This window comes from Synechococcus sp. A15-28 (genome assembly GCF_014280175.1).
Lineage (GTDB): Bacteria > Cyanobacteriota > Cyanobacteriia > PCC-6307 > Cyanobiaceae > Parasynechococcus.
Genome location: NZ_CP047931.1, coordinates 187,309 through 206,040, shown reverse-complemented (window position 1 = coordinate 206,040; position 18,732 = coordinate 187,309). Strand labels below are relative to the sequence as shown.

Sequence of the window (18,732 nt, the reverse complement as noted above, 5' to 3'; positions counted from 1 at the left end):
TCGGCAAAACCTCTTGGCCTCTGACGCAACCTTTCTGCTCGGCGTTGGCGCCCAGAAAGCAGGAACCTCCTGGCTGCACGATCAACTGAACCGCAGGAAGGATGCTGATTTCGGCTTCTTAAAGGAGTACCACGTTTTCGATGCTCTGGAGCTGGAACACTGTTCCTCCTTCCGGCCCAAGAACCCCACACCATTGAAGTGGCGCACTTGGCGGCGGGCGCGGTTCATGGAACAACCCGAGCGCTACTTCGACTACTTCGCATCACGGCTCAAGCCACCCCATATCCGACTCACGGGGGACATCACCCCGTCCTATGCCGGGTTAAGCGCGCAAAGCTTCAGGCGCATCAAAGACGCCTTCCAGGAACGTGGCGTGCAGATGCGAGCAGTGTTCATCATGCGCGACCCGGTGGAACGGTTCCTGTCGCAGCAACGCATGCAACTGCGCAAGCGTGGCCTGCTCCAGCCCGAGCATGAAATCGAACATCTGAGCAAGGCCAGCCTCAAGCTGCTCAAACGTGAATCTCCCCGAAGCGATTACCCCGCGACCCTCGATGCACTCCGGACAGGTCTTGCAGCCTCCGACGTGTTCATCGGCCTCTACGAAACCTTGTTTACGGCAGCGAATCACTGTGCCTTGTGCCGTTGCCTGTGCATCCCAGAGCAGATCCCTGAACTGAGCCACAGGGTGAATGCCAGTCAGGCCACCACCGCTGTTCCAACGGAGGTGTTGCGGCGTCTTGGCCAGCACTTCACCCCGTTGGTGAAAGCGGTCCAGGAACGGTGTCCGGATCTCGGTGTTGAGCAGCACTGGGGCACCGCGATGACCTGGGGAGACGCCTGAGGCGACCCACCGGAGCAGCCCGTTAAAGCAAACCGTTGGAATACACCAAGCGGCGGTTCATGCGAGCCACGTTGGGCAAAAGCAAGCCGAGATGCGCAGCCGTGGGTGCCGGCACACCCAACCAGGCGCCGTCGTAGGCAATTCTTCGACTGCGCTCCAGATCAAAACGCACCCGATTGCCCGCAAGGATGTGGCTGCTGCTGTTCTGGCCGGGAGCCAGCATCGAATCCTGAAAATCGATGGACAGCCAGGTGGAGAGCAACTCCAAACTGCGCTGGGGTTGAAGCGCAAATTCCTCATAACCCAGATGAAACACCGGGTAAGGAGACTGCCGGAAAGACCGTTCGAACTTGGCATTGACACGCCACCAACGCGCCAGCTGACGCATGGCAGGCCAGCGGAGGCCGGACTTGCGGCCGGCCCTGGCGCGGGAATGCACCCAGGAGCGCACATCGCGCACGAGATGGATGATCCGGATGTCAAACATCGTCTCGGGAAACCGCGTCATCTCCAGATCGTCCTGGTACGAATCCACATGCCAGACGGCCCCGCCGTCGTGGGGGGAACGCTTTAGCAGCCGCAGCACTTTCTCCTGCATCGGCCTTTGGTCGTGCAGGCGAAGCCACTCAAGCTGAGGGCCCCAGATTGGGCACTCCGCTGCAACGACCCCACAGGTGCAACGCCGCTCAAACCGGTGGGCACCACGAAGTTGACTGGGCCCGCGATGCTCGTCCCCCGGTTGTGGCATCGCCAGAATTCGCGCCGCCTCACCCAGGCCAATGATTTGCGGATGCGCCCCAAGAGCCAGATCCAGCATCGTTGTGCCGCTGTGGCCGAGACCACGGATCAGCAGCAACTTCAGGCGTTGGCTGCTCATCGTCTGTGGTCCACCAGATCGTTGAGCAGCATTGTGATCTGATCCACGTGGTGCTTCACGGTGAATCGTGCCTGGCTCCGACGTTGACCGGCAGCCCCCCAAGCAGCGGCAAGTTCGGGACGATCAGCCAGCAAGGCCATGGCCTCCGCCATCCCCCGACGGTCGCCTTCCTCCACCAGCGTTCCGGTCTGTTGATCCACAACCACTTCAGTAATCCCGCCATGACGGGTCGCCACAACGGGCAGACCACAAAGCTGAGCTTCCATCACGGAGACCGGGCATCCCTCCTCATCGCCATCTTCCGCTGTGCGGGAATGCTGCACAAACACCCGTGCACGCCTCATCTCCTGCACCACTGCATCCGGAGAAAGAACACCTGGGAACTGAACAAGATGCTCAAGTCCCAGCTGATGAGCCCTTTCCTGCACGACGGAAAGGAGAGGGCCATCACCCACCATCACCAGGCTGCAGGCATCAGCATGATCCGTAAGGCCTTGCAAGAGAGCAAAAGCCTCCAGGGTGTCCAGCGGACCTTTTTTGGCCACAAAGCGGCCCACCGCCAGAAACCGCGGAGGCATGGATGCGGGAATGGACCCCTGAAACCGCTGCTCATCGGCACCGGATGGACTGATCACGAGCTGTGCCGGCTGGGCTCCGAGGGAGATCAATCGGCTCCGCATCGTTTGGTTTTTGACGATCACAGCCGAGGTGAGCTGAAACAAACGGCGGTAGCGCTGCTCGAGGCGCTTCAGGTAACGCTCCGCTGAGGCATCGGCGCCGCGGAAGTGAACTGCCAGGGGAACTCCAAGACGAGCCAGCTCCATCACCCTTACGGCATGAAAACCGAACTCCACCATCACCACATCCGGCCGGTGGCGTTTCACCAAAAGCATGGCCACGATTGAAGTGGGCAGCGTGGCCAGCCGGAGCCAGCCCAAGCGGGTGCAGACCTTGCTGGTGAGCACCGCCAAGCCATAGAGCGCTTTGAGGGGCTCGCGCCAAGGCATCTCATCCCCGAAACAGGCCTCCACCGCAAAGGGCAAGCGGGCCAGATTGGCGCGCACAAAGGTTTCCGTCCGCGCCCGCCGGGTCGGGGCCAATACAAGGACACGAGCGGTCATGACAACGCCAGGATCGACCGCCAGAGCGGTTCCAACCGGGGCCAATCCAACGCAGCAATTCGCGCCTTGGCCGCTGCCCCCATCCGACGGCAGCGGTCTGGATCCGAGACCAGCGCCTGCATGGCTTCCGCTAGAGCGGCCGGATCATCACTAGGAACGACCAATCCACTGATCCCGGGCTCAACCACCTCCAGAGGGCCAGGAGATGCGTCCGTCACGATCACGGCCAGACCGGCAGCCATGGCCTCCAGCAGAGCATTGGGCATGCCTTCAAAACGGGAGGGGAGCACAAACACGGCAGCCTCTGCCAGGAACCGATCTGGATCCGAGCGAAAGCCCAGGAAGCGCAGCCGACTGGAGACCCCCAGATCCTTGGCCTGTTGCTGCAACGCCTCACGCTCGGGCCCATCACCCACCAGGTTGACGGGCCATCCAGCTGCTGATCCGCTCAACCTCGGCAGAGCAGCGACCAAGACATCAAGGCCTTTCTGGGGCACCAACCTGGCAACACTGATGAAGCCAGAGGCCCACGATTGATCTCCGCGAGCCGCAGCCTTGGAGGCACCGGGCAACGGATTGGGCAGAAGGGCCAACCGCTCCCACGCCCCCATGGAGTCCAAAGCCGAGAGAACGCCGGCTGTGTTGGCGGTCACCACATCGGCCCGGCGATAGGCAAGCGGCCGCAGGCGCTGCCACACCTCCGGCAGCAGCTGAAGCGAGGGGTCGTTGCGCTCCGACACAACAAGGTGGATCGGCAAATCCCAGGCAGCACAACAACAGGTGATGTTGGTGCGGGTCAGCAGAGCCAAAACCCGATGGGGCCGCTGACGGCGGAACTCCCGGCGCAACTGGCGCAAACGCAAGCCAGCCATCGCCTCGGTGCCGACATGAAAGAGCCGCATGGCCAAACCCCGCCTCTCGGGATGGACGCAGGTTTGAAACCAACCCTCTAACCAGCGCAACTGCAGCTGAAAGAACAAGCGGATCAGCTTGTCAAGCTGCGCCAGGGCGAAACGACCGCCGCGGGCCCCCCAGGAGCGATGGGTCGACGCCCCCAGTTCGAGCCAAGGAATCCCGTCGGGGAGGGCATGGGCCACAGGATGCCCCGGGATCAGCGTCACCAGCTTCACCTTCAAGCCCTGCGCCGCAAAATGACGGGCAGCAATCAAGGCCACTTTCTGAGCGCCCCCCGCTCCGAGATGGGGCAACACGAGCCACAGATCATCACGGCCTGCAGTCGACACTGATTCAGTCATCACCCACCAGCTGCGCCACGCCGTGCATGAAACAACGGCGCAAGCGTTCCTCGGAAAAGCGTTGACGCACCTCCAGAGCCGCATCTCCAAATCGCAGGCGTTGGCCTGAGTCCTCCAGCAGCTCCGACACCAGCTCAGCCCAGGTCTCCGGGGTGGCACCGTTCGCCAACAAACGACCATCAACGCCATCACGGATCAACTCGGCTGGGCCCTGGGGGCAGTCGGAAGAGACGCAACAACAGCCGCTGGCCATGGCTTCGAGCAGCACGTTGGGAAAACCCTCATAGCGAGAAGGGAGCAGGAACATATCGGCCCGCTCGTACCAATCCTGAACATTTCCCACCCGCCCGGGGAAGTGCAAGCGGTGGGATGCCTGCGGCAGCAATCGGCGCAACTGAGCCTGTTGGTCAACACCGTGATAGAGCTCCTGATCGAGGCCAAGGATCACCAGATGCACGGCGGGATGCCGCTGCACCAACAGGCCGAACATCGCGACCAAGCGGTCAAAGCCCTTTTGATGGGATTTGGTTCCCACAGCCAGGAGCACCTGCTGGTCAGCCCCGACATTCCGGCGGACCAGCCAAGCGATGGGGTCGGGGTCAGGCGCAAACCGGGGCAAAGGCCAGGCCACGGGGTTGGGCAGACAGAGTTGGGGGCGCGCCCTCAAATGCTGGGCCAGCCAGTGCCCCGTGGCCTCGGTTTGGACAAGATGCAGCTGGGCCCATGGGTAAGTGAGCCGCCGCAGCAACCGCCAAGGCCAACTCGGCCGCTTCAAAGGAGGGAAGTTCCGTTCCGAGACGATGGCTGGACAAGCCAGGCCCCGCACCGCCAGCAGCAGCTTGATCGCCGGCAGGGTTGTCATGCCAAGAACCAGATCAGGTTGATGGCGCCGCAACCATGCGCGCAACCGCAGGATGCGAAGGGGAAAACCCAACGGCCCGAAGCGTCTTAACCAAATCGGATCTGCGGGTTCGAGAGCCCGTTGAACACCTGCTGGGACGGGATAAAAATCACGGGACGCACCATGGCGGGTGAGCACCGTGGCCTGCCAGCCCGTTTCCACAAGCCAGCGTGCAAGCAAAAGAGTGACGCGCTCGGCTCCACCGGTCTTGAGGGAATCGATATAGAGCACGACCCTGCGGGTCATGACGTGCTCGACGTTGCAGGGTGAGGCTTAAGAAAGCCCTCAAAACAAGGCAAAACTCCCGGCAACCGCTCGGCACCCCAAGCATCGTTGACGATCTTGGCGCGGAACAGCAAGAGCATCAAATCTTCGGTGGCCCTGAGCCTTACGGCCACTTCAGCGAGGGCGGGGTCAATCAAGACGACACGCTCCATCACCTGTACGGCGAAGCCACGGTGGTCTTCCTGCACCTCGCGATCATCATGCTCCGGTCGATGGGCATGGTCATGAACGGCTTGCAACGCCTGCCTCGCCTGCCAGTAGAGCGCGACATCCGCTGAAGCCCAGGCCTCAACAGCATTGATCGCCAGCACGCGCATCAGATTCCGTGTGAGCCGGAAGGAGGTATCGGTTTCGATCATGCTGAGATCGAGGCGTGCACAGAACTGCAGCGCACGCCGCCCAAGGCGAGCGGCACCAGAGCGATCCGCCAGGGTGAGATGAAGCCGCAGCGAGGTGGCGTAACAGGAGATCAGCAGCTTGGCGCGGTTGAAGCGATTCCCCTGGCGACACAAAGGTGTGTTGGGATCTTTTTCCAGACCTGTTGCCACTGCGTCCAACGCTGCGAGCGAAGCACGCATCAGCTCGGGGTCGTTGGCTTCAGCAGCGCGGTAAGCACAAACGACCCTGCAGTAGGCGCGGTAGCTGAGGGGCAGGCGGGTGCTGGAACCCAGGGTCTCAAACAAAGCGATCTGCTCCTCCAGCGCCTTGGGCCTGGCACCACGTCGAAACAGCAAATGGCTCAAATGATTGTTGCGACCAAGCTCCAACCAGGACCGCTCCATCAGGACTAAAGCCTCGGCATACATTCCTTTCTGAATAAGGCGGGGAATCTGTGCATCAAGCACCCTCGGCTCAACCGGATGTTGCCCATCAATCCAGCCCAATAATTTCCGGCCGGCCTCGCAGCGCCCACAAAGGTTGCGCAACCGCACGGAGCGGAACAGGGCCGGCATCAACAGCCGCTGCAACGGCCAGGTCCGGGCTTGGGGCCGCAGCATCGACCGACCACTTGAGGCCGCATCCAACAATCCCTCCCGCTGCAGATCCGCCAGCATCTTGCGGGTACGGCTCTCGTAAGTGTGTTCAGCGGCCAACGCCAAGCGCTGATGGAGAGGTGGGCCATCACCCTCCAATGCCATTGCGATAGCGGCATCGAACGCCTCCGCATCCGGAGGGCAAAGCAACGCTCCAGAGGCGTAGGGGCGCAACGCCGGAATTCGGGTGGCAACCACAGGTCGCCCCGCTGCCAGATATTCGAAGAATTTCATCGGGAACATGTGCTGCGTGTAGGTGTTCTCCTGCAGCGGCAGCAGAGCCACATCGGCGTGAGCGAGCCATGCCGGCAAATCGTCATAGGGCTGCAGCCCCATGACGTGCACATTTGGCAAGGCCTGGAGGGCCGTAATGCTTGTGTCCGGATCCGCCTCGCCAACAGGGCCCAGCATGACGAACGACCACTCCGAACGTTGACGGGCCAGGGCCGCCAGCATGGGCAGATCAAGCTTGTAGGAATCGATCGCGCCGACAAACATCAGGCGAGGCTTTGGGATGCCAGCCAGAGGCTCCGGGGCACGGGGCGCATGCAGGGCGGCAGCGAAATGGGCCTGATCGGCAACGTTGCCGTAGTGGTAAGTGCTGGCATTCAGGCGCATCAACGACGCCTGAAGATCAGGAGACGTGGTGAACACCACGTTCACCGTGCGACACAGCTGGCGCTCGCTGTCAGCAATTAAGGTCGCGGGCATGCCTGGCTGGGCATGGATGCGATCGACGCAGTGGTAAACGGCAGCGGAAAACATGGACGACGTTGAGGCTGCAGCACGTCGTTTGAGGTTGAGATAACGACCGGTCAGCGGGTTGTAAGTCCACAACAGTGGAGAGCGAAAACGCAGACGCCGGAGAACCCAGGCCAGAGAGCCGCTGAGCAGCATCCGGTTGATCCGCATCAACATCCCGCGTGTCCCACCGGGAATCACCATCGGTGACCAGATCCACAAGCCTGGCTCAACCTGGCGCGGCGGGTTGAACATCCGCCTAAGACGCTTGACGATTCGCTGCCGGTCCTGACGATCAGCACGTGGGGGACGCAACCCAAGAGACTCGACGTACAGCACGCGGTGGCCAGCCCGGTGCAGGGAAAGCGCGGTGTGCTGCTTGTTCGTCCACAGGCGGTGGTCCCAATCCGCCGTTGCCAAAACAACGAAATCAGCCATCGGTGATCAGGTTGATTCCAATCGATTCATCTCACGGAAACTGTCTGAAGTTTTGACGAGATCTTCAAAACTCCCGGATGCCTTTATGCGTCCATGACTTACTTCAAACACCTGATCACATTTACGAACCGTCGACAACCGATGGGCAATCACGATCGTGGTGCAACGGCGGCCAATGATATCGAGGGCCTGCATTACCTCATACTCCGTTTTGTTGTCTAACGCGCTTGTCGCCTCATCCAAAATCAAGACGCTTGCCTTCCGATAAAAAGCACGAGCCAAGGAGAGACGTTGACGCTGTCCTCCTGACAACTTCACACCATTCTCACCAATCATCGTGTAGAGCCCATAGGGCATCTGGCTCACAACGTCATCAAATTGAGCCGCAGCAAGTGCATTCCAAACCTCGTCATCATCAATTTCGTCAGCGGACTGACCGAAGGCGATATTTTCGCGAACACTGGTATCCAATAAACGGATATCTTGTGGAACTAAGGCACAATTGGCCTGCCATGCGGGCATCTCCTCTGCAGTAAGGGGAATCCCGTCGAGGCAAAGCTCCCCAGAACTTGGGGTGTAGAGACCAAGGATGATGTGGGCCAAGGTTGTTTTGCCACTGCCCGTGCGGCCCACCAGCGCAATCCGCGAACCAATAGCAATCGAAAGATTGATCCCCTCAAGCACAGGCTGATCACGGCCGGCGTAGGTGAAACTGACGTTGTCAAGCTGAATCAGACGACGGGGGAAAACTCCACTAGGAGATGGAACACCCGGGCTTTGCAAGGTGAGACGCTGTGGCTTCAGCTGAAGCAGATCGAGAGCATCCTTGATCTCCGGCAAGCCACCACGCAACTTGTTCACGCTGCGGAACATGGACTGAAGCGGACCAGAAATCCGCAGCAGCGTCACAAGAATCACTGAAATCAATGGCAAGCTCTCGCGAACACTTTCCATATCCCCAGCGATCAGTGAAGGCCCCACACCAATGGCGAAGAGAACGGTGACCGCAACGGGTTCGATCACATAGCGCGGAACATCAGTAAGCAGTCGTGTCAGACGGTCGTACCGCTTTGCGATCACCCCATCGCGGGAAAAACGAGATGTGAAATATTGATCTGCTGAATAAAGTTGGACATCCCGCATCGAGCGAAGGGATTCCATCAGAATCATGTTAATTCGTCTTGTGTAGCGAACCCTCTGCTTGGTTCCCAAACGCAAATAAGGGGTGACCAAACGGGACGACAATACATAAGCCATCAACATCAAGGTGAACATCAACAGGGCTTTCCAGCCAAGAATGATGTTGATGCCTACAAGCAAAACAACAACTGACAATAAATTGCCAGCGATGGTGATCAGAGGACTGATCACTGCCGTCGAAATGCGATTCAAAACTCGGTTAAAACTTTCCGAGAGATTTGCTGTTCGATTTTCGGTAAAAAAGGCATAGCGTTGCAGCATCAAGTTGGCATACACCCTGTTCACCAAATCGTTCCAGATTTCAGCGCTGAGCATGCTCTGCATCAGCGACACAGCGAAACGAATGATGGAGGTGAACCAAAATGCGGCGATCAGCAGACCAATCAGCCAGCCCGCTTGATCCAATAGCGACCCACCAAACACGCGAACCCCCGGGATCTGATCCTGCAGCTTCACGCCCGCAAGCAAGCCAACCATGCGAGCCATCAGACCCACCAACAACATATCGAGCAAGCCTTGAAGGAAAGACGCCACTAGAACCACCCCCAGCAACCGCAGACGCCGCCGTGGCAAATGATTCAACAGAACCGAAAGATCACTGAGGGTTGTGCTCTGCATCAACGTCTCTCAATGGCCAGAACTTTCATCCGAATCAAGTTCCGACAGTATTTAAATAAACATAAGTCGGGGGGGCGGGTGATGGTTTTATCCCTTCGGCCAGCCGGGCAACCGATCGACCACTCGACGCAGCCTTGCCACGCGTTGATGCAGCTTCAGTTGCCAGGTGGGTGGGCTGCTGAGCAGGGGACCTTCGGCGTCATTCAGGGCATCCAACTGATTCAATGCCAGCTTCCAGCGCTGCAGAAGAGACGCCTCTGAGCTTCCGTCCAGCAATGCATTCAGTGCAGCAGCTGGTGGTCTCCACGCAGCTGGATCACGGACGGCATTCTCGACCCGACGCACGTCAAAGGCCAAGCGCCCACACCCGATCTGATGGACCATCCGACCCGGGTCACCGTGATCGGCCAGCGCATGATTCAGGCTGCTGAACACCACGCAACCGCAGGCCATGGCCTCAAGCGGCGGCAGACCAAATCCCTCCGTCACACCGCGACCACGCCAGTACTCCGCTGAGTCGTAGAGGTAAACGCTGGAGCGGTTGAACAGATCGACGAGATCATCAACCCAGCCGCTTTGCACCTCCACCCGGAGACTCCGCTGCCGCAGGGCGGGCACCAGCTGATCCAGCACATAACGACTGCTCTTGCGAGCTTGAACGAGGACGTCGATGGGGCGGCGCTCGGCGCTGCCTCTGCAGCCTCGATCCAACCAACAGGGCTCGATGGCATTGGGCACCAGCAGCAATGGATTGCGGGGGCAACGATCCCCCCAGTACCCAAGGGTGTTGCGACTCACCGCCAGCACAGGCACACCAGGCGGAAGTGTGAAGCCGTAGCCACTGCTATGGGCGTGATAAGCAATGCGATGGCCGCGCAAACGCTGCACAAGTGCCGGCACGTCAAACCCCCAGCTGACAATCCAGAGGATGTCCTGCCGAGGGGGCTCCTCGCGGAGCAGATCCTGCAGAAATGGATGGTCTTGATGCCGCTCGCGGTGGGTCACTACCTCCACTGAACAAAGGCTCGACAGCAGCCGAGCCGTTTGCAGCTCCACACTCAAACCACCACAGCGGAAGCGTTGGCTGGTGCCCGGCACCAGGAGGCGGATGAGCGTGGTGGGCACGGAATCAGGCTGCCGCAGCCTCCGTACTGCCGGCGCGCTGGCGACGGGTCAGGAAGCCGAACAGAACCTTGCCGATGGCAGCCACCAGATTGCCTTCGAGTTCCTTGAACATGTTCATGTTCAGGTGGAAGGCATGGTTGGCTTCCTCCACAATCCGATCAGCCATGGCCTGATCGATGGGCAGCTCATCCATCGTGGAGCGGTAGGCGGTCTTGAAAGCCTTTTCGTCGGCAATGTCGTTGAAGACGTAGAAGTGAAGACCGTCGTCGCCATCCATATTCATCGCTTTCTGGGCGATGTTCTTCAGGATCTGTCCGCCGGAGAGATCGCCGAGGTAGCGGGTGTAGTGATGCCCCACCAACAGTTCAGGCGATTCCTGTGCAACGGCATGAATCCGCTCCACATAGGCCGCAGCTGAGGGAGACGGCTGGATTTGTTCTTTCCAGCCGGCACCGAAGTAGTAGGCGAGATCCTGTTCCAGAGCTTCACGACGGTTGAGCTCCTGCATCCCCACAGGACCGACCACGGGATGATCGCCCAGCTTGGCGATCTCCTCTTCCATCGCGGTGTAAACGAAGTAAAGATCAGCCACCAGCTTGCGGTAGCTGGCCTTGTCCACAACGCCTTTGAGGAAGCAACTCACGAAGCCGGTGTTCTCGGCCATCGTGTGGGATTTCTTGGTGCCTTCCCGGAGCTGGGCAGCCAGAGCGACGGACATGCTGAGAGATCAGTCAACCAATGAAAAAACCTTATAAGGAGTTCCTGAAGAACGGCCTCAACCCGTTGCGAAGGGTTACGCCGCCTCATCTGCAGCCGAGGAACCACTGAACAACTCGAACAGGTCCCTGCAGATCATCTGCAACTGGATCACCTGATCAGCCTGCGGCAGATGAGGGCCTTCAGGGAGCCACTCCCCAACGGTGGCCAGCCGCCAGCGCTCACCGTCGTAGGTCATCCCCCGCATCAACACTCCCAACAGTGAAGGCTGAGCCTCGGCCGACTCCGCACAGAACCGCAGCTGAATCAACAGGCTGCGGCATTGCAGTCGTGGACTCCAGCCAGGGAAATGAAAGGAGAGGTCGAGACTTTCCGGTTCTGACCACTGCCGGGTCTGCGGGTCATCCCGCCAGGGCTTGAGATTCGCCTTGGCCGCCGGGAACCGCTGCCGAACCAGTGTGATCACTGAAGCCAGGGCCTGGACCTGGTCGACACTGCGCACGGATTCACCTGCGTTCAAAGCACTGCCATTCCCTGAGCGCATGTTGAAGGGAGGTCCTTAATGTCGCCGTTACGGTTGCGCCAGGTTCACAAAGCCATGACACGCCCGCTGCACATCGGCCTGCTTGGCGCCATGCCCGAGGAAATCGGCTCGGATCTGAGTCATCTCAACCAGCTCAGCAGCAGTGTCCATGGAGACCTGACGCTGCACCAGGGCGTCTGGGGCGAAGGGGTCCGATTGACCCTGGCCTGGAGTGGCTGGGGAAAAGTGTGTGCAGCCAGGGCGGCGACCCGTCTGCTGGCAGCGTCTCCCGATCTGGATCTGCTGCTCTTCACCGGTGTGGCCGGCGCTGCCGAGGGTTCCCTGCAGCAGTGGGATGTGGTGCTGGCAGATGCCGTGATGCAGCACGACATGAATGCCAGCCCGCTGTTTCCCCGCTTCACCATGCCACCGCTGAAGCGCGATCGTCTTCAGCCCGATCCGGCTTGGCTGGACTGGGCCAAACGCTCCTTGGCTGCTGCCCAGGCGGCCGGCGAGCTCGAGGGCTTTGGAGCTGTGCGCCCGGGGTTGATCGCCACAGGCGATCAGTTCATCGGGGATGCCGCGGTGCTGCAGGAGCTCAAAGCTGCCTTGCCTGATCTGCAGGCGGTGGAAATGGAAGGGGGCGCCGTAGCGCAGGTGGCCGAGCAGGAAGAGGTGCCGTGGCTGGTTCTGCGGGTGATTTCCGACGGAGCCGATGAAGCGGCAGCCCAGAGCTTCACCGACTTCGTAAAGGTGTACGAACAACAGGCCTGGAGCCTGATCGAGGCGCTGCTTAAGAGGTTGTCCACACGATGAACCTGCCGGCGGCCTTGAACCGACTGGTGCGCTACGGCGCCATCGGCCTCCTCGCCGCCGTCGTTCACGCTGGCGTGCTGATGGGCCTCGGGTCATGGCTTCCCCTCAGCCTGGCCAATCCGATCGGCTTTCTCACCGCATCCGTGGCGGGATATCTGGGTCATGCCCTGGTGACCTTCCGGGAAGAGACCGGAGGCCGGCGCTTCCCTCGGCGCTGGTTGCTGCTGCAGTACGCCGTGAACATCAGCGTCTGCTCACTGCTGCCCCTGCTGGATGCCCCAACTGTGGTGCTGGTGTTCACCCCCACTGTGCTGAACGCTCTGATCTGGAACCGTGCTGCACGCGTGGTGCTGCATCAGCGCCAACGCAGCGGATGCCCCGCCATTCACGCCGATGACCTCGGCCTCGACGCTGGGGTGGACAGCGCCATCCTCGAGCTGGCGGAAGCAGGGCGTCTCACCAGCGCCAGCCTGCTGGTGGCTGGTCCAACGGCTCCATCAGCCGCCGCGGCCTGGCAATCCCTGGCCAACACCCAGCCACTTGTGCTGCATCTGTGCCTCACCGAAGGGCCTCAACCCCAGGACTGCCCTGATCTACCGGCAGGCTTCGGCGACCTGCTGCTGGGTTCTCTGCGACCAGCGAAACGGCACGCGCTGCGGGCTCAGGTCGAAACAGCAGTGCAATCCCAGATTCATCGGTTTCAGCAGCTGACCGGTCAACGCCAGATCCATCTCGATGGACATCAGCACGTTCATCTGCTGCCGCTGGTGCTGGAGGTTGTGCTGGAGCAACGGGAGATCGTCTGGGTACGCACCACAGCAGAGCCACTGCCACAGGGCCTGCCGCTGACGCTGTGGATCAAAGCTCTGAACAATGGCGGATTGCTCAAGTGGCTCGTGCTGCAGTCGCTGACATGGCTGGCTCGACGCAGGCTCACGCATGCCGGCATCTCCAGCAATCGGCGCTTTGCCGGGGTTTTGTTCACAGGCCAGATGGCAGGTGTCGCCCTGGAGGCCGCACAAGAATCCTTAGGCGACGGGGACCTGCTGCTGGCTCACCCTGCTGCCCCAGTGAGCACGAATCAACTGATGCAGCGCCACTTTCATCGTTCAGCCGAATTTTTCAGTTCACCGTGGCGACAACACGAATGGAACGCCCTCAAGGCTCGTGTACCGCACGGATGAAGTAATGGGGCCGCCGCTTGACGTCGATGTAAATCCTGCCGATGTATTCGCCCAGCACACCGATGCCAATCAGCTGAATTCCACCAAGAAACAGCACCGCCACGATCAGGGAGGCATAACCGGGCAGATCCACCCCGAAGATCAACGTGCGCAGCACAATCAATGCGGCATACAGGAAGCTCACCAGGGAGATCAGCATTCCGATCACGCCCCAAACCTTCAGAGGTTTCACGCTGAATGAAAAGATCCCATCCATGGCGTAACGCCAGAGTTTGAGCGGACTCCAGGAGGTTGCACCTCCGATCCGTGCCACGCGGCTGTAAGGGATTTCGACACTGCGATAGCCCGTCCAAGGCATCAACCCTTTGGAGAAACGCGTGGCCTCGCGCATTTGCGTGACGGCCTTGATCACTGGGGCACTGAGCAGGCGAAAGTCGCCGGCACCTTCCTGCAACTGGATCGAATCCACCAGGCGGTTGAACACCCGGTAAAACCACGAAGCGGTGGCGACCTTCATCAATCCCTCAGCATCGCGGTCATCGCGAACCGCCGTCACCACCTCGGCACCCTCCCGCCAGGCCTTCACCATCGCCGGAATGCGTTCTGGGGGATGTTGGAGATCGGAGTCGATCAACACAGCTGCTCCGCAACGTCCATCGGCAAAATCAAGACCCGCCAACATGGCGGCTTCTTTGCCGAAATTGCGGGTGAGCTCCAGCAGTGTCAGGCCCTGATCGGGGTGGCGCTGCTGCCAGGAGCGAATCACCGCCACCGTTCCGTCAGAGGATCCGTCATCGATCAGGAGAAGACGGTCCACCTCGGGAAGGGCAAGCACCCGTTCGACAAAACGGAGGATCACCGCTTCTTCGTTCAGACAAGCGGCCACGACCCAGAGCTGCTCGCCGCCCATGCCAACTCAGCTGTGATGCATGAACCGTAGAGCTCCCGGCTCGGTCATAGGCTCCCCCTGCTGACGCCCGATCGACCGCCATGGCCCAGTTCGAGAAGCTCACCGCCCCCAGCCAGGGCACACCGATCCGCTTCGAGAACGGCCAGCCCGTGGTGGCCGACAACCCGATCATTCCCTTCATCCGCGGCGATGGCACCGGCGTGGACATCTGGCCGGCGACACAGAAGGTGCTGGATGCGGCCGTGGCCAAGGCCTATGGCGGCAGCAAGAGCATCGAATGGTTCAAGGTCTACGCCGGCGATGAAGCCTGCGACCTCTACGGCACCTACCAGTACCTGCCCGAGGACACCCTCGAAGCGATCCGCACCTACGGCGTGGCCATCAAGGGCCCCCTCACCACCCCGGTGGGCGGCGGCATCCGTTCGCTGAACGTGTCCCTGCGTCAGATCTTTGATCTGTATTCCTGTGTGCGTCCCTGCCGCTACTACGAAGGAACCCCCAGCCCTCACAAGCGTCCCCAGGATCTGGACGTGATCGTCTACCGGGAGAACACCGAAGACATTTATATGGGCGTGGAATGGGAGGCCGATGACGCCGTCGGCCAGGAGCTGCGCAAGCACCTCAACGAGGTGGTGATTCCCGCCAACGGGAAGCTGGGCAAGCGTCAGATCCCCGAGGGTTCCGGCATTGGCATCAAGCCGGTGAGCAAGGCCGGCAGCCAGCGTCACATCCGCAAGGCGATCCAGCACGCCCTGCGTCTTCAGGGCGACAAGCGCCACGTGACCCTGGTGCACAAAGGCAACATCATGAAGTTCACGGAAGGGGCCTTCCGTGACTGGGGCTATGAACTGGCCACCACCGAATTCCGCGACGTGTGCATCACCGAGCGGGAAAGCTGGATCCTCGGCAACCTCGAGAAGGACCCCAACCTGAGCGTGCAGGCCAACGCCCGCATGATCGAGCCCGGCTACGACAGCCTCACCCCGGAGAAGAAAGCCGACATCGATACCGAAGTGAAGGCGGTCATCGACGCCATCGGCAGCAGCCACGGAGGCGGCAAGTGGAAGGAGATGGTGCTGGTGGATGACCGCATCGCCGACAGCATTTTCCAGCAGATCCAGACCCGCCCTCAGGAGTATTCGATCCTCGCGACGTTGAACCTCAACGGCGATTACATCTCCGACGCCGCCGCCGCGATGGTGGGCGGACTGGGCATGGCCCCCGGCGCCAACATCGGCCAGAACGCCGCCATCTTCGAAGCCACCCACGGCACCGCCCCGAAACACGCCGGCCTCGATCGGATCAACCCTGGTTCGGTGATCCTCAGCGGCGTGATGATGCTGGAATTCCTGGGCTGGCAAGACGCCGCTGACCTCGTGACCAAAGGCCTGAGTGCCGCTATTGCCGACCAGCAGGTCACCTACGACCTGGCGCGACTGATGGAACCCCAGGTGGATCCGGCGAGCTGCAGCGGTTTCGCTGAAGCCATCATCCAACGGTTCTGATCACCAGGGCTGCTATCACGCCAAACTCAGGAGATGGTCTCTCCCTCCCAGCTCCCCGGCCTGCCAGCAGGCGCCGCAGATCCCTGTGTGCACTGTGGCTTCTGCCTGCCCACCTGTGCCAGCTACCGGGTGCTGGCCAGCGAGATGGACTCTCCGCGCGGTCGCATCCACGCTTTGCGGGCCATCGAAGCCGGTGAACTGGAGCTGGACGCCACCGTCGCCAGCCATTTCGACACCTGCCTGGGCTGCTACGCCTGCGTGTCGGCCTGCCCCTCCGGCGTGCGCTACGACCAACTGATCGAGGCAACCCGACCCAAGCTGAATCAGCTGCAGCACCGCAGCAGCTGGCAGATCTGCTTCCGCCAACTGTTGCTGCAGGTGCTGCCCTACCCCAGGCGGCTGCGAGCTCTGTTGCAATCGCTTCGGGCCTATGCCGGCACACCGCTCCAAGCCTTGGCCCGCCGAGCCGGCCTGACCCGGCTTTTTGGTCCTGAGATTGAAGCAATGGAGCAACTGCTGCCGCCCCTGGTACCGGAGAGCTTCAACGACCGACTTCTCCAGATCAATCCCGCCAGCGGGCAACGCCGCGGCCGCGTTGCCCTGTTGCTGGGCTGCGTACAGCGCTGCTTTGATCCGACCGTCAGCACGACCACGGTGAAGGTGCTGCAGGCCAACGGCTTCGAGGTGGTGATTCCGCCGGACCAGGGCTGCTGTGGTGCCGTGAGCCATCACCAGGGGGAACTGGAGCTGACCCGTCAGCTGGCCTCCGATCTGGTGACCAGCATGAACAGCGTGGAAGGAGATCTGGATGCTGTGCTGGTGGCCGCCTCCGGCTGCGGTCACACGATGAAGGCCTATGGCGAACTGCTGAACGGCGACGTTCAGTTCCGTGCGCCGGTGCTGGACGTGCAGGAATTCCTCGCCGACCGGGGCCTCTCCACAGGCTTCACAGCACAACTGCAACCCCTGCCCGAGACGGTGGCCATGCATGACGCCTGCCACATGATTCACGGCCAGGGGATCCAGGCCCAGCCCAGACAGCTGCTGCGCGCCATCCCCGGCATCAAGCTACGGGAGGCAACCGAGGTGGGGGTCTGCTGCGGCAGTGCCGGCATTTACAACCTGGTGCAACCGGAGGAGGCCGCTGAACTGGGCCGGATCAAGGCCGATGACCTAAGCGGCACCGGTGCCGGACTGGTGGCCAGCGCCAACATCGGCTGCACCCTGCAACTGCGCCGGCACCTGGGCGGTCGAGCCCGGGTCCACCATCCGATGGAACTGTTGGCGGCCTCAGCCGGCCTCCATCCGCTGCCAGGCGTCGCGCAGGGTGTCGGCACTGCCAAGGTTTCCGGGAAACGTGAGGATCGGCAGGCCGGCATGGCTCCCCTCTGACGGACGAACCAGGGACAGTCCCGGCAGCAATTGCCCCTCCAGCTGGACAGCCGTCAGCCCCAGCCCTTTGGACAACAGGGTCTGGGTGGTGGTTCCTCCCTTGCTGATCAGGTAACCAAGGCCCGGTGCCACTGCAGCCGCCAAGCGGGCCATCAGCTGCGCGAGCTGAACCGAGAAATGCCGGCGCTGCCGGGGCGAAGCAAAACCGAGCTCGCCGCGGCTGCTGTACAGCACAGATGTTGCATCAGCCTCAAACACCTGCTTCAGCTGATCCAGCAGCTCCCGCTCCAGGTCCGCCAGCAGCAAGTCCGGCGTGCCGCCCTCCAACACCCGAGCGATGCGACGCACGGGCACCTCGAGCCCACGGCAACCGGGGGCCTGCAGCAATCGCTCCAGCTGCTGATCCGCCAGCGGCACATAGGAGCCCACCACCACCAACCCCTGCAGGAGAGCACCATCTCCATTCCGTCGGCGCAGGCCGGCCAGAGCAGCCGCATCCAGAGGCTGCGGGCCAGGATCCGCCAGTGCTTTCACCAGACTGGCGGCTGACCGAAACAGGAAGCGTTTCTCGCTGCGCAGCGACCGCACCGCGGCGGCCAGAGCGGCGAGCTGGTCCTGTCGTTCCGCATCCACCACCACCGGCACATTGCCCCTGAGGGAGCGGAGTCGATCGACCAAACACAAAAGGCCAGTCCCACACGCCGCGTTCAGCTCACGACCGGAAATCCGCTGCACATCGGCAGATCGAATCGAACCGCCACTTTTCTCCTCCAGCCAGCCTGCCAGATCGCTGGTGCTGAATCCAAACATCCGGTCCTGGGCAAAAGCGGTGGTATGCACCGGGGCACCGTTCAACAGATGCACACCGTTCACCGTGGTGCGGCCACCCTCGATGAATGCTGGGATGTGGAACGTGGCGTCAAACGGCCCGAAGGCCTCCTGCAAGGTGGCGGGCTCCAGAACGCCGTGGCCGCGCAAGGTGGAATCGCCGCGACTCACCAGCAGCACATCGCCACGACGTAACCCTTCCGCTGCGAGCGCCTGATCCAGTTGGCAGACAATTTCGCGGTTGCGCGCTGCGGCCGCCTCGGCCGTCAGCGCCCGTGTGTCCGCCAGTAAAAACAGCAACGACGAAGGGCGCTTCAAGCCCCGCCTCAGGGTCTCCCTGTCCCACTCCAGCAGCAGAGGACAGCTATGCACCGTCTGCGAGCCGGTGGGGTCGTCGTCGATCACCACAACCTTCAT

At 61.3% G+C, this 18,732-nt stretch carries 16 protein-coding genes; 5 read left to right on the top strand and 11 right to left on the bottom strand.

Annotated elements, in window-relative coordinates:
• The first annotated feature begins 13 nt into the window (after window positions 1–13).
• The gene (locus SynA1528_RS01035; RefSeq protein ID WP_186587306.1) at window positions 14–844 is read left to right on the top strand and encodes a sulfotransferase family protein; all 831 of its coding nucleotides are present in this window, start codon (window positions 14–16) and stop codon (window positions 842–844) included.
• 22 nt (window positions 845–866) lie between these two features.
• On the opposite strand, the gene SynA1528_RS01030 is transcribed toward SynA1528_RS01035, so the two are convergent.
• The 9 genes from SynA1528_RS01030 to SynA1528_RS00990 form a co-directional block, all read right to left on the bottom strand.
• Window positions 867–1,721 (bottom strand): sulfotransferase, encoded by an 855-nt coding sequence (locus SynA1528_RS01030; protein ID WP_186587305.1) that lies wholly within the window; start codon window positions 1,719–1,721, stop codon window positions 867–869.
• Window positions 1,718–2,842 (bottom strand): glycosyltransferase, encoded by a 1,125-nt coding sequence (locus SynA1528_RS01025; protein WP_186587304.1) that lies wholly within the window; start codon window positions 2,840–2,842, stop codon window positions 1,718–1,720. The genes SynA1528_RS01030 and SynA1528_RS01025 overlap by 4 nt, the downstream gene beginning before the upstream one ends.
• The gene (locus tag SynA1528_RS01020; RefSeq protein ID WP_186587303.1) at window positions 2,839–4,098 is read right to left on the bottom strand and encodes a glycosyltransferase; all 1,260 of its coding nucleotides are present in this window, start codon (window positions 4,096–4,098) and stop codon (window positions 2,839–2,841) included. The genes SynA1528_RS01025 and SynA1528_RS01020 overlap by 4 nt, the downstream gene beginning before the upstream one ends.
• Window positions 4,091–5,245, bottom strand: a complete 1,155-nt coding sequence (locus SynA1528_RS01015; protein ID WP_186587302.1) for a glycosyltransferase — start codon at window positions 5,243–5,245, stop codon at window positions 4,091–4,093. Before SynA1528_RS01015 ends, SynA1528_RS01020 begins: the two co-directional genes overlap by 8 nt.
• Entirely contained in the window at window positions 5,242–7,497 is a 2,256-nt protein-coding gene (locus SynA1528_RS01010) for a glycosyltransferase (RefSeq protein ID WP_186587301.1), read from the bottom strand. The genes SynA1528_RS01015 and SynA1528_RS01010 overlap by 4 nt, the downstream gene beginning before the upstream one ends.
• A 6-nt stretch (window positions 7,498–7,503) precedes the next feature.
• Window positions 7,504–9,315: an ABC transporter ATP-binding protein gene (locus SynA1528_RS01005; RefSeq protein ID WP_186587300.1), complete on the bottom strand. Its 1,812-nt coding sequence runs from the start codon at window positions 9,313–9,315 to the stop codon at window positions 7,504–7,506.
• A gap of 87 nt (window positions 9,316–9,402) precedes the next feature.
• Window positions 9,403–10,440 (bottom strand): glycosyltransferase, encoded by a 1,038-nt coding sequence (locus SynA1528_RS01000; protein WP_186587299.1) that lies wholly within the window; start codon window positions 10,438–10,440, stop codon window positions 9,403–9,405.
• Window positions 10,441–10,444: 4 nt separating this feature from the next.
• The gene (locus SynA1528_RS00995; RefSeq protein ID WP_186587298.1) at window positions 10,445–11,158 is read right to left on the bottom strand and encodes a biliverdin-producing heme oxygenase; all 714 of its coding nucleotides are present in this window, start codon (window positions 11,156–11,158) and stop codon (window positions 10,445–10,447) included.
• A gap of 75 nt (window positions 11,159–11,233) precedes the next feature.
• Window positions 11,234–11,677 carry a Tery_1686 family protein gene (locus SynA1528_RS00990; RefSeq protein ID WP_186588209.1) on the bottom strand — a complete coding sequence of 148 codons (444 nt, stop codon included), beginning with the start codon at window positions 11,675–11,677 and terminating at the stop codon, window positions 11,234–11,236.
• A 78-nt stretch (window positions 11,678–11,755) separates the two neighbouring features.
• On the opposite strand from SynA1528_RS00990, the gene SynA1528_RS00985 reads away from it, so the two are divergent.
• Window positions 11,756–12,496, top strand: coding sequence for a 5'-methylthioadenosine/adenosylhomocysteine nucleosidase (locus SynA1528_RS00985; protein WP_186587297.1), 741 nt, complete (start codon window positions 11,756–11,758; stop codon window positions 12,494–12,496).
• Window positions 12,493–13,680, top strand: a complete 1,188-nt coding sequence (locus tag SynA1528_RS00980; protein WP_186587296.1) for a ChbG/HpnK family deacetylase — start codon at window positions 12,493–12,495, stop codon at window positions 13,678–13,680. Before SynA1528_RS00985 ends, SynA1528_RS00980 begins: the two co-directional genes overlap by 4 nt.
• Here the strand turns inward: SynA1528_RS00980 and SynA1528_RS00975 are convergent.
• Entirely contained in the window at window positions 13,655–14,590 is a 936-nt protein-coding gene (locus SynA1528_RS00975; RefSeq protein WP_186587295.1) for a glycosyltransferase family 2 protein, read from the bottom strand. The genes SynA1528_RS00980 and SynA1528_RS00975 overlap by 26 nt on opposite strands.
• An 80-nt stretch (window positions 14,591–14,670) precedes the next feature.
• Between SynA1528_RS00975 and SynA1528_RS00970 the strand changes: the two genes are divergently transcribed.
• Together SynA1528_RS00970 and SynA1528_RS00965 are read left to right on the top strand one after the other, a co-directional pair.
• Complete coding sequence (locus tag SynA1528_RS00970; protein ID WP_186587294.1) at window positions 14,671–16,095, top strand: NADP-dependent isocitrate dehydrogenase; 1,425 nt, start codon at window positions 14,671–14,673, stop codon at window positions 16,093–16,095.
• A gap of 33 nt (window positions 16,096–16,128) precedes the next feature.
• Complete coding sequence (locus SynA1528_RS00965) at window positions 16,129–17,487, top strand: (Fe-S)-binding protein (protein ID WP_186587293.1); 1,359 nt, start codon at window positions 16,129–16,131, stop codon at window positions 17,485–17,487.
• On the opposite strand, the gene SynA1528_RS00960 is transcribed toward SynA1528_RS00965, so the two are convergent.
• Window positions 17,386–18,732, bottom strand: coding sequence for a four-carbon acid sugar kinase family protein (locus tag SynA1528_RS00960; protein WP_186587292.1), 1,347 nt, complete (start codon window positions 18,730–18,732; stop codon window positions 17,386–17,388). The two genes, SynA1528_RS00965 and SynA1528_RS00960, sit on opposite strands and share 102 nt — an antisense overlap.

What these genes read in the sequence shown, in the direction of transcription:
- SynA1528_RS01030 (WP_186587305.1), bottom strand. Translation starts at nt 1,721, where the DNA reads ATGAGCAGCCAACGCCTGAAGTTGCTGCTGATCCGTGGTCTCGGCCAC.
- SynA1528_RS01025 (WP_186587304.1), bottom strand. Translation starts at nt 2,842, where the DNA reads ATGACCGCTCGTGTCCTTGTATTGGCCCCGACCCGGCGGGCGCGGACG.
- SynA1528_RS01020 (WP_186587303.1), bottom strand. Translation starts at nt 4,098, where the DNA reads ATGACTGAATCAGTGTCGACTGCAGGCCGTGATGATCTGTGGCTCGTG.
- SynA1528_RS01015 (WP_186587302.1), bottom strand. Translation starts at nt 5,245, where the DNA reads ATGACCCGCAGGGTCGTGCTCTATATCGATTCCCTCAAGACCGGTGGA.
- SynA1528_RS01010 (WP_186587301.1), bottom strand. Translation starts at nt 7,497, where the DNA reads ATGGCTGATTTCGTTGTTTTGGCAACGGCGGATTGGGACCACCGCCTG.
- SynA1528_RS01005 (WP_186587300.1), bottom strand. Translation starts at nt 9,315, where the DNA reads ATGCAGAGCACAACCCTCAGTGATCTTTCGGTTCTGTTGAATCATTTG.
- SynA1528_RS00995 (WP_186587298.1), bottom strand. Translation starts at nt 11,158, where the DNA reads ATGTCCGTCGCTCTGGCTGCCCAGCTCCGGGAAGGCACCAAGAAATCC.
- SynA1528_RS00985 (WP_186587297.1), top strand. Translation starts at nt 11,756, where the DNA reads ATGACACGCCCGCTGCACATCGGCCTGCTTGGCGCCATGCCCGAGGAA.
- SynA1528_RS00980 (WP_186587296.1), top strand. Translation starts at nt 12,493, where the DNA reads ATGAACCTGCCGGCGGCCTTGAACCGACTGGTGCGCTACGGCGCCATC.
- SynA1528_RS00975 (WP_186587295.1), bottom strand. Translation starts at nt 14,590, where the DNA reads ATGGGCGGCGAGCAGCTCTGGGTCGTGGCCGCTTGTCTGAACGAAGAA.
- SynA1528_RS00970 (WP_186587294.1), top strand. Translation starts at nt 14,671, where the DNA reads ATGGCCCAGTTCGAGAAGCTCACCGCCCCCAGCCAGGGCACACCGATC.
- SynA1528_RS00965 (WP_186587293.1), top strand. Translation starts at nt 16,129, where the DNA reads ATGGTCTCTCCCTCCCAGCTCCCCGGCCTGCCAGCAGGCGCCGCAGAT.
- SynA1528_RS00960 (WP_186587292.1), bottom strand. Translation starts at nt 18,732, where the DNA reads ATGAAGGTTGTGGTGATCGACGACGACCCCACCGGCTCGCAGACGGTG.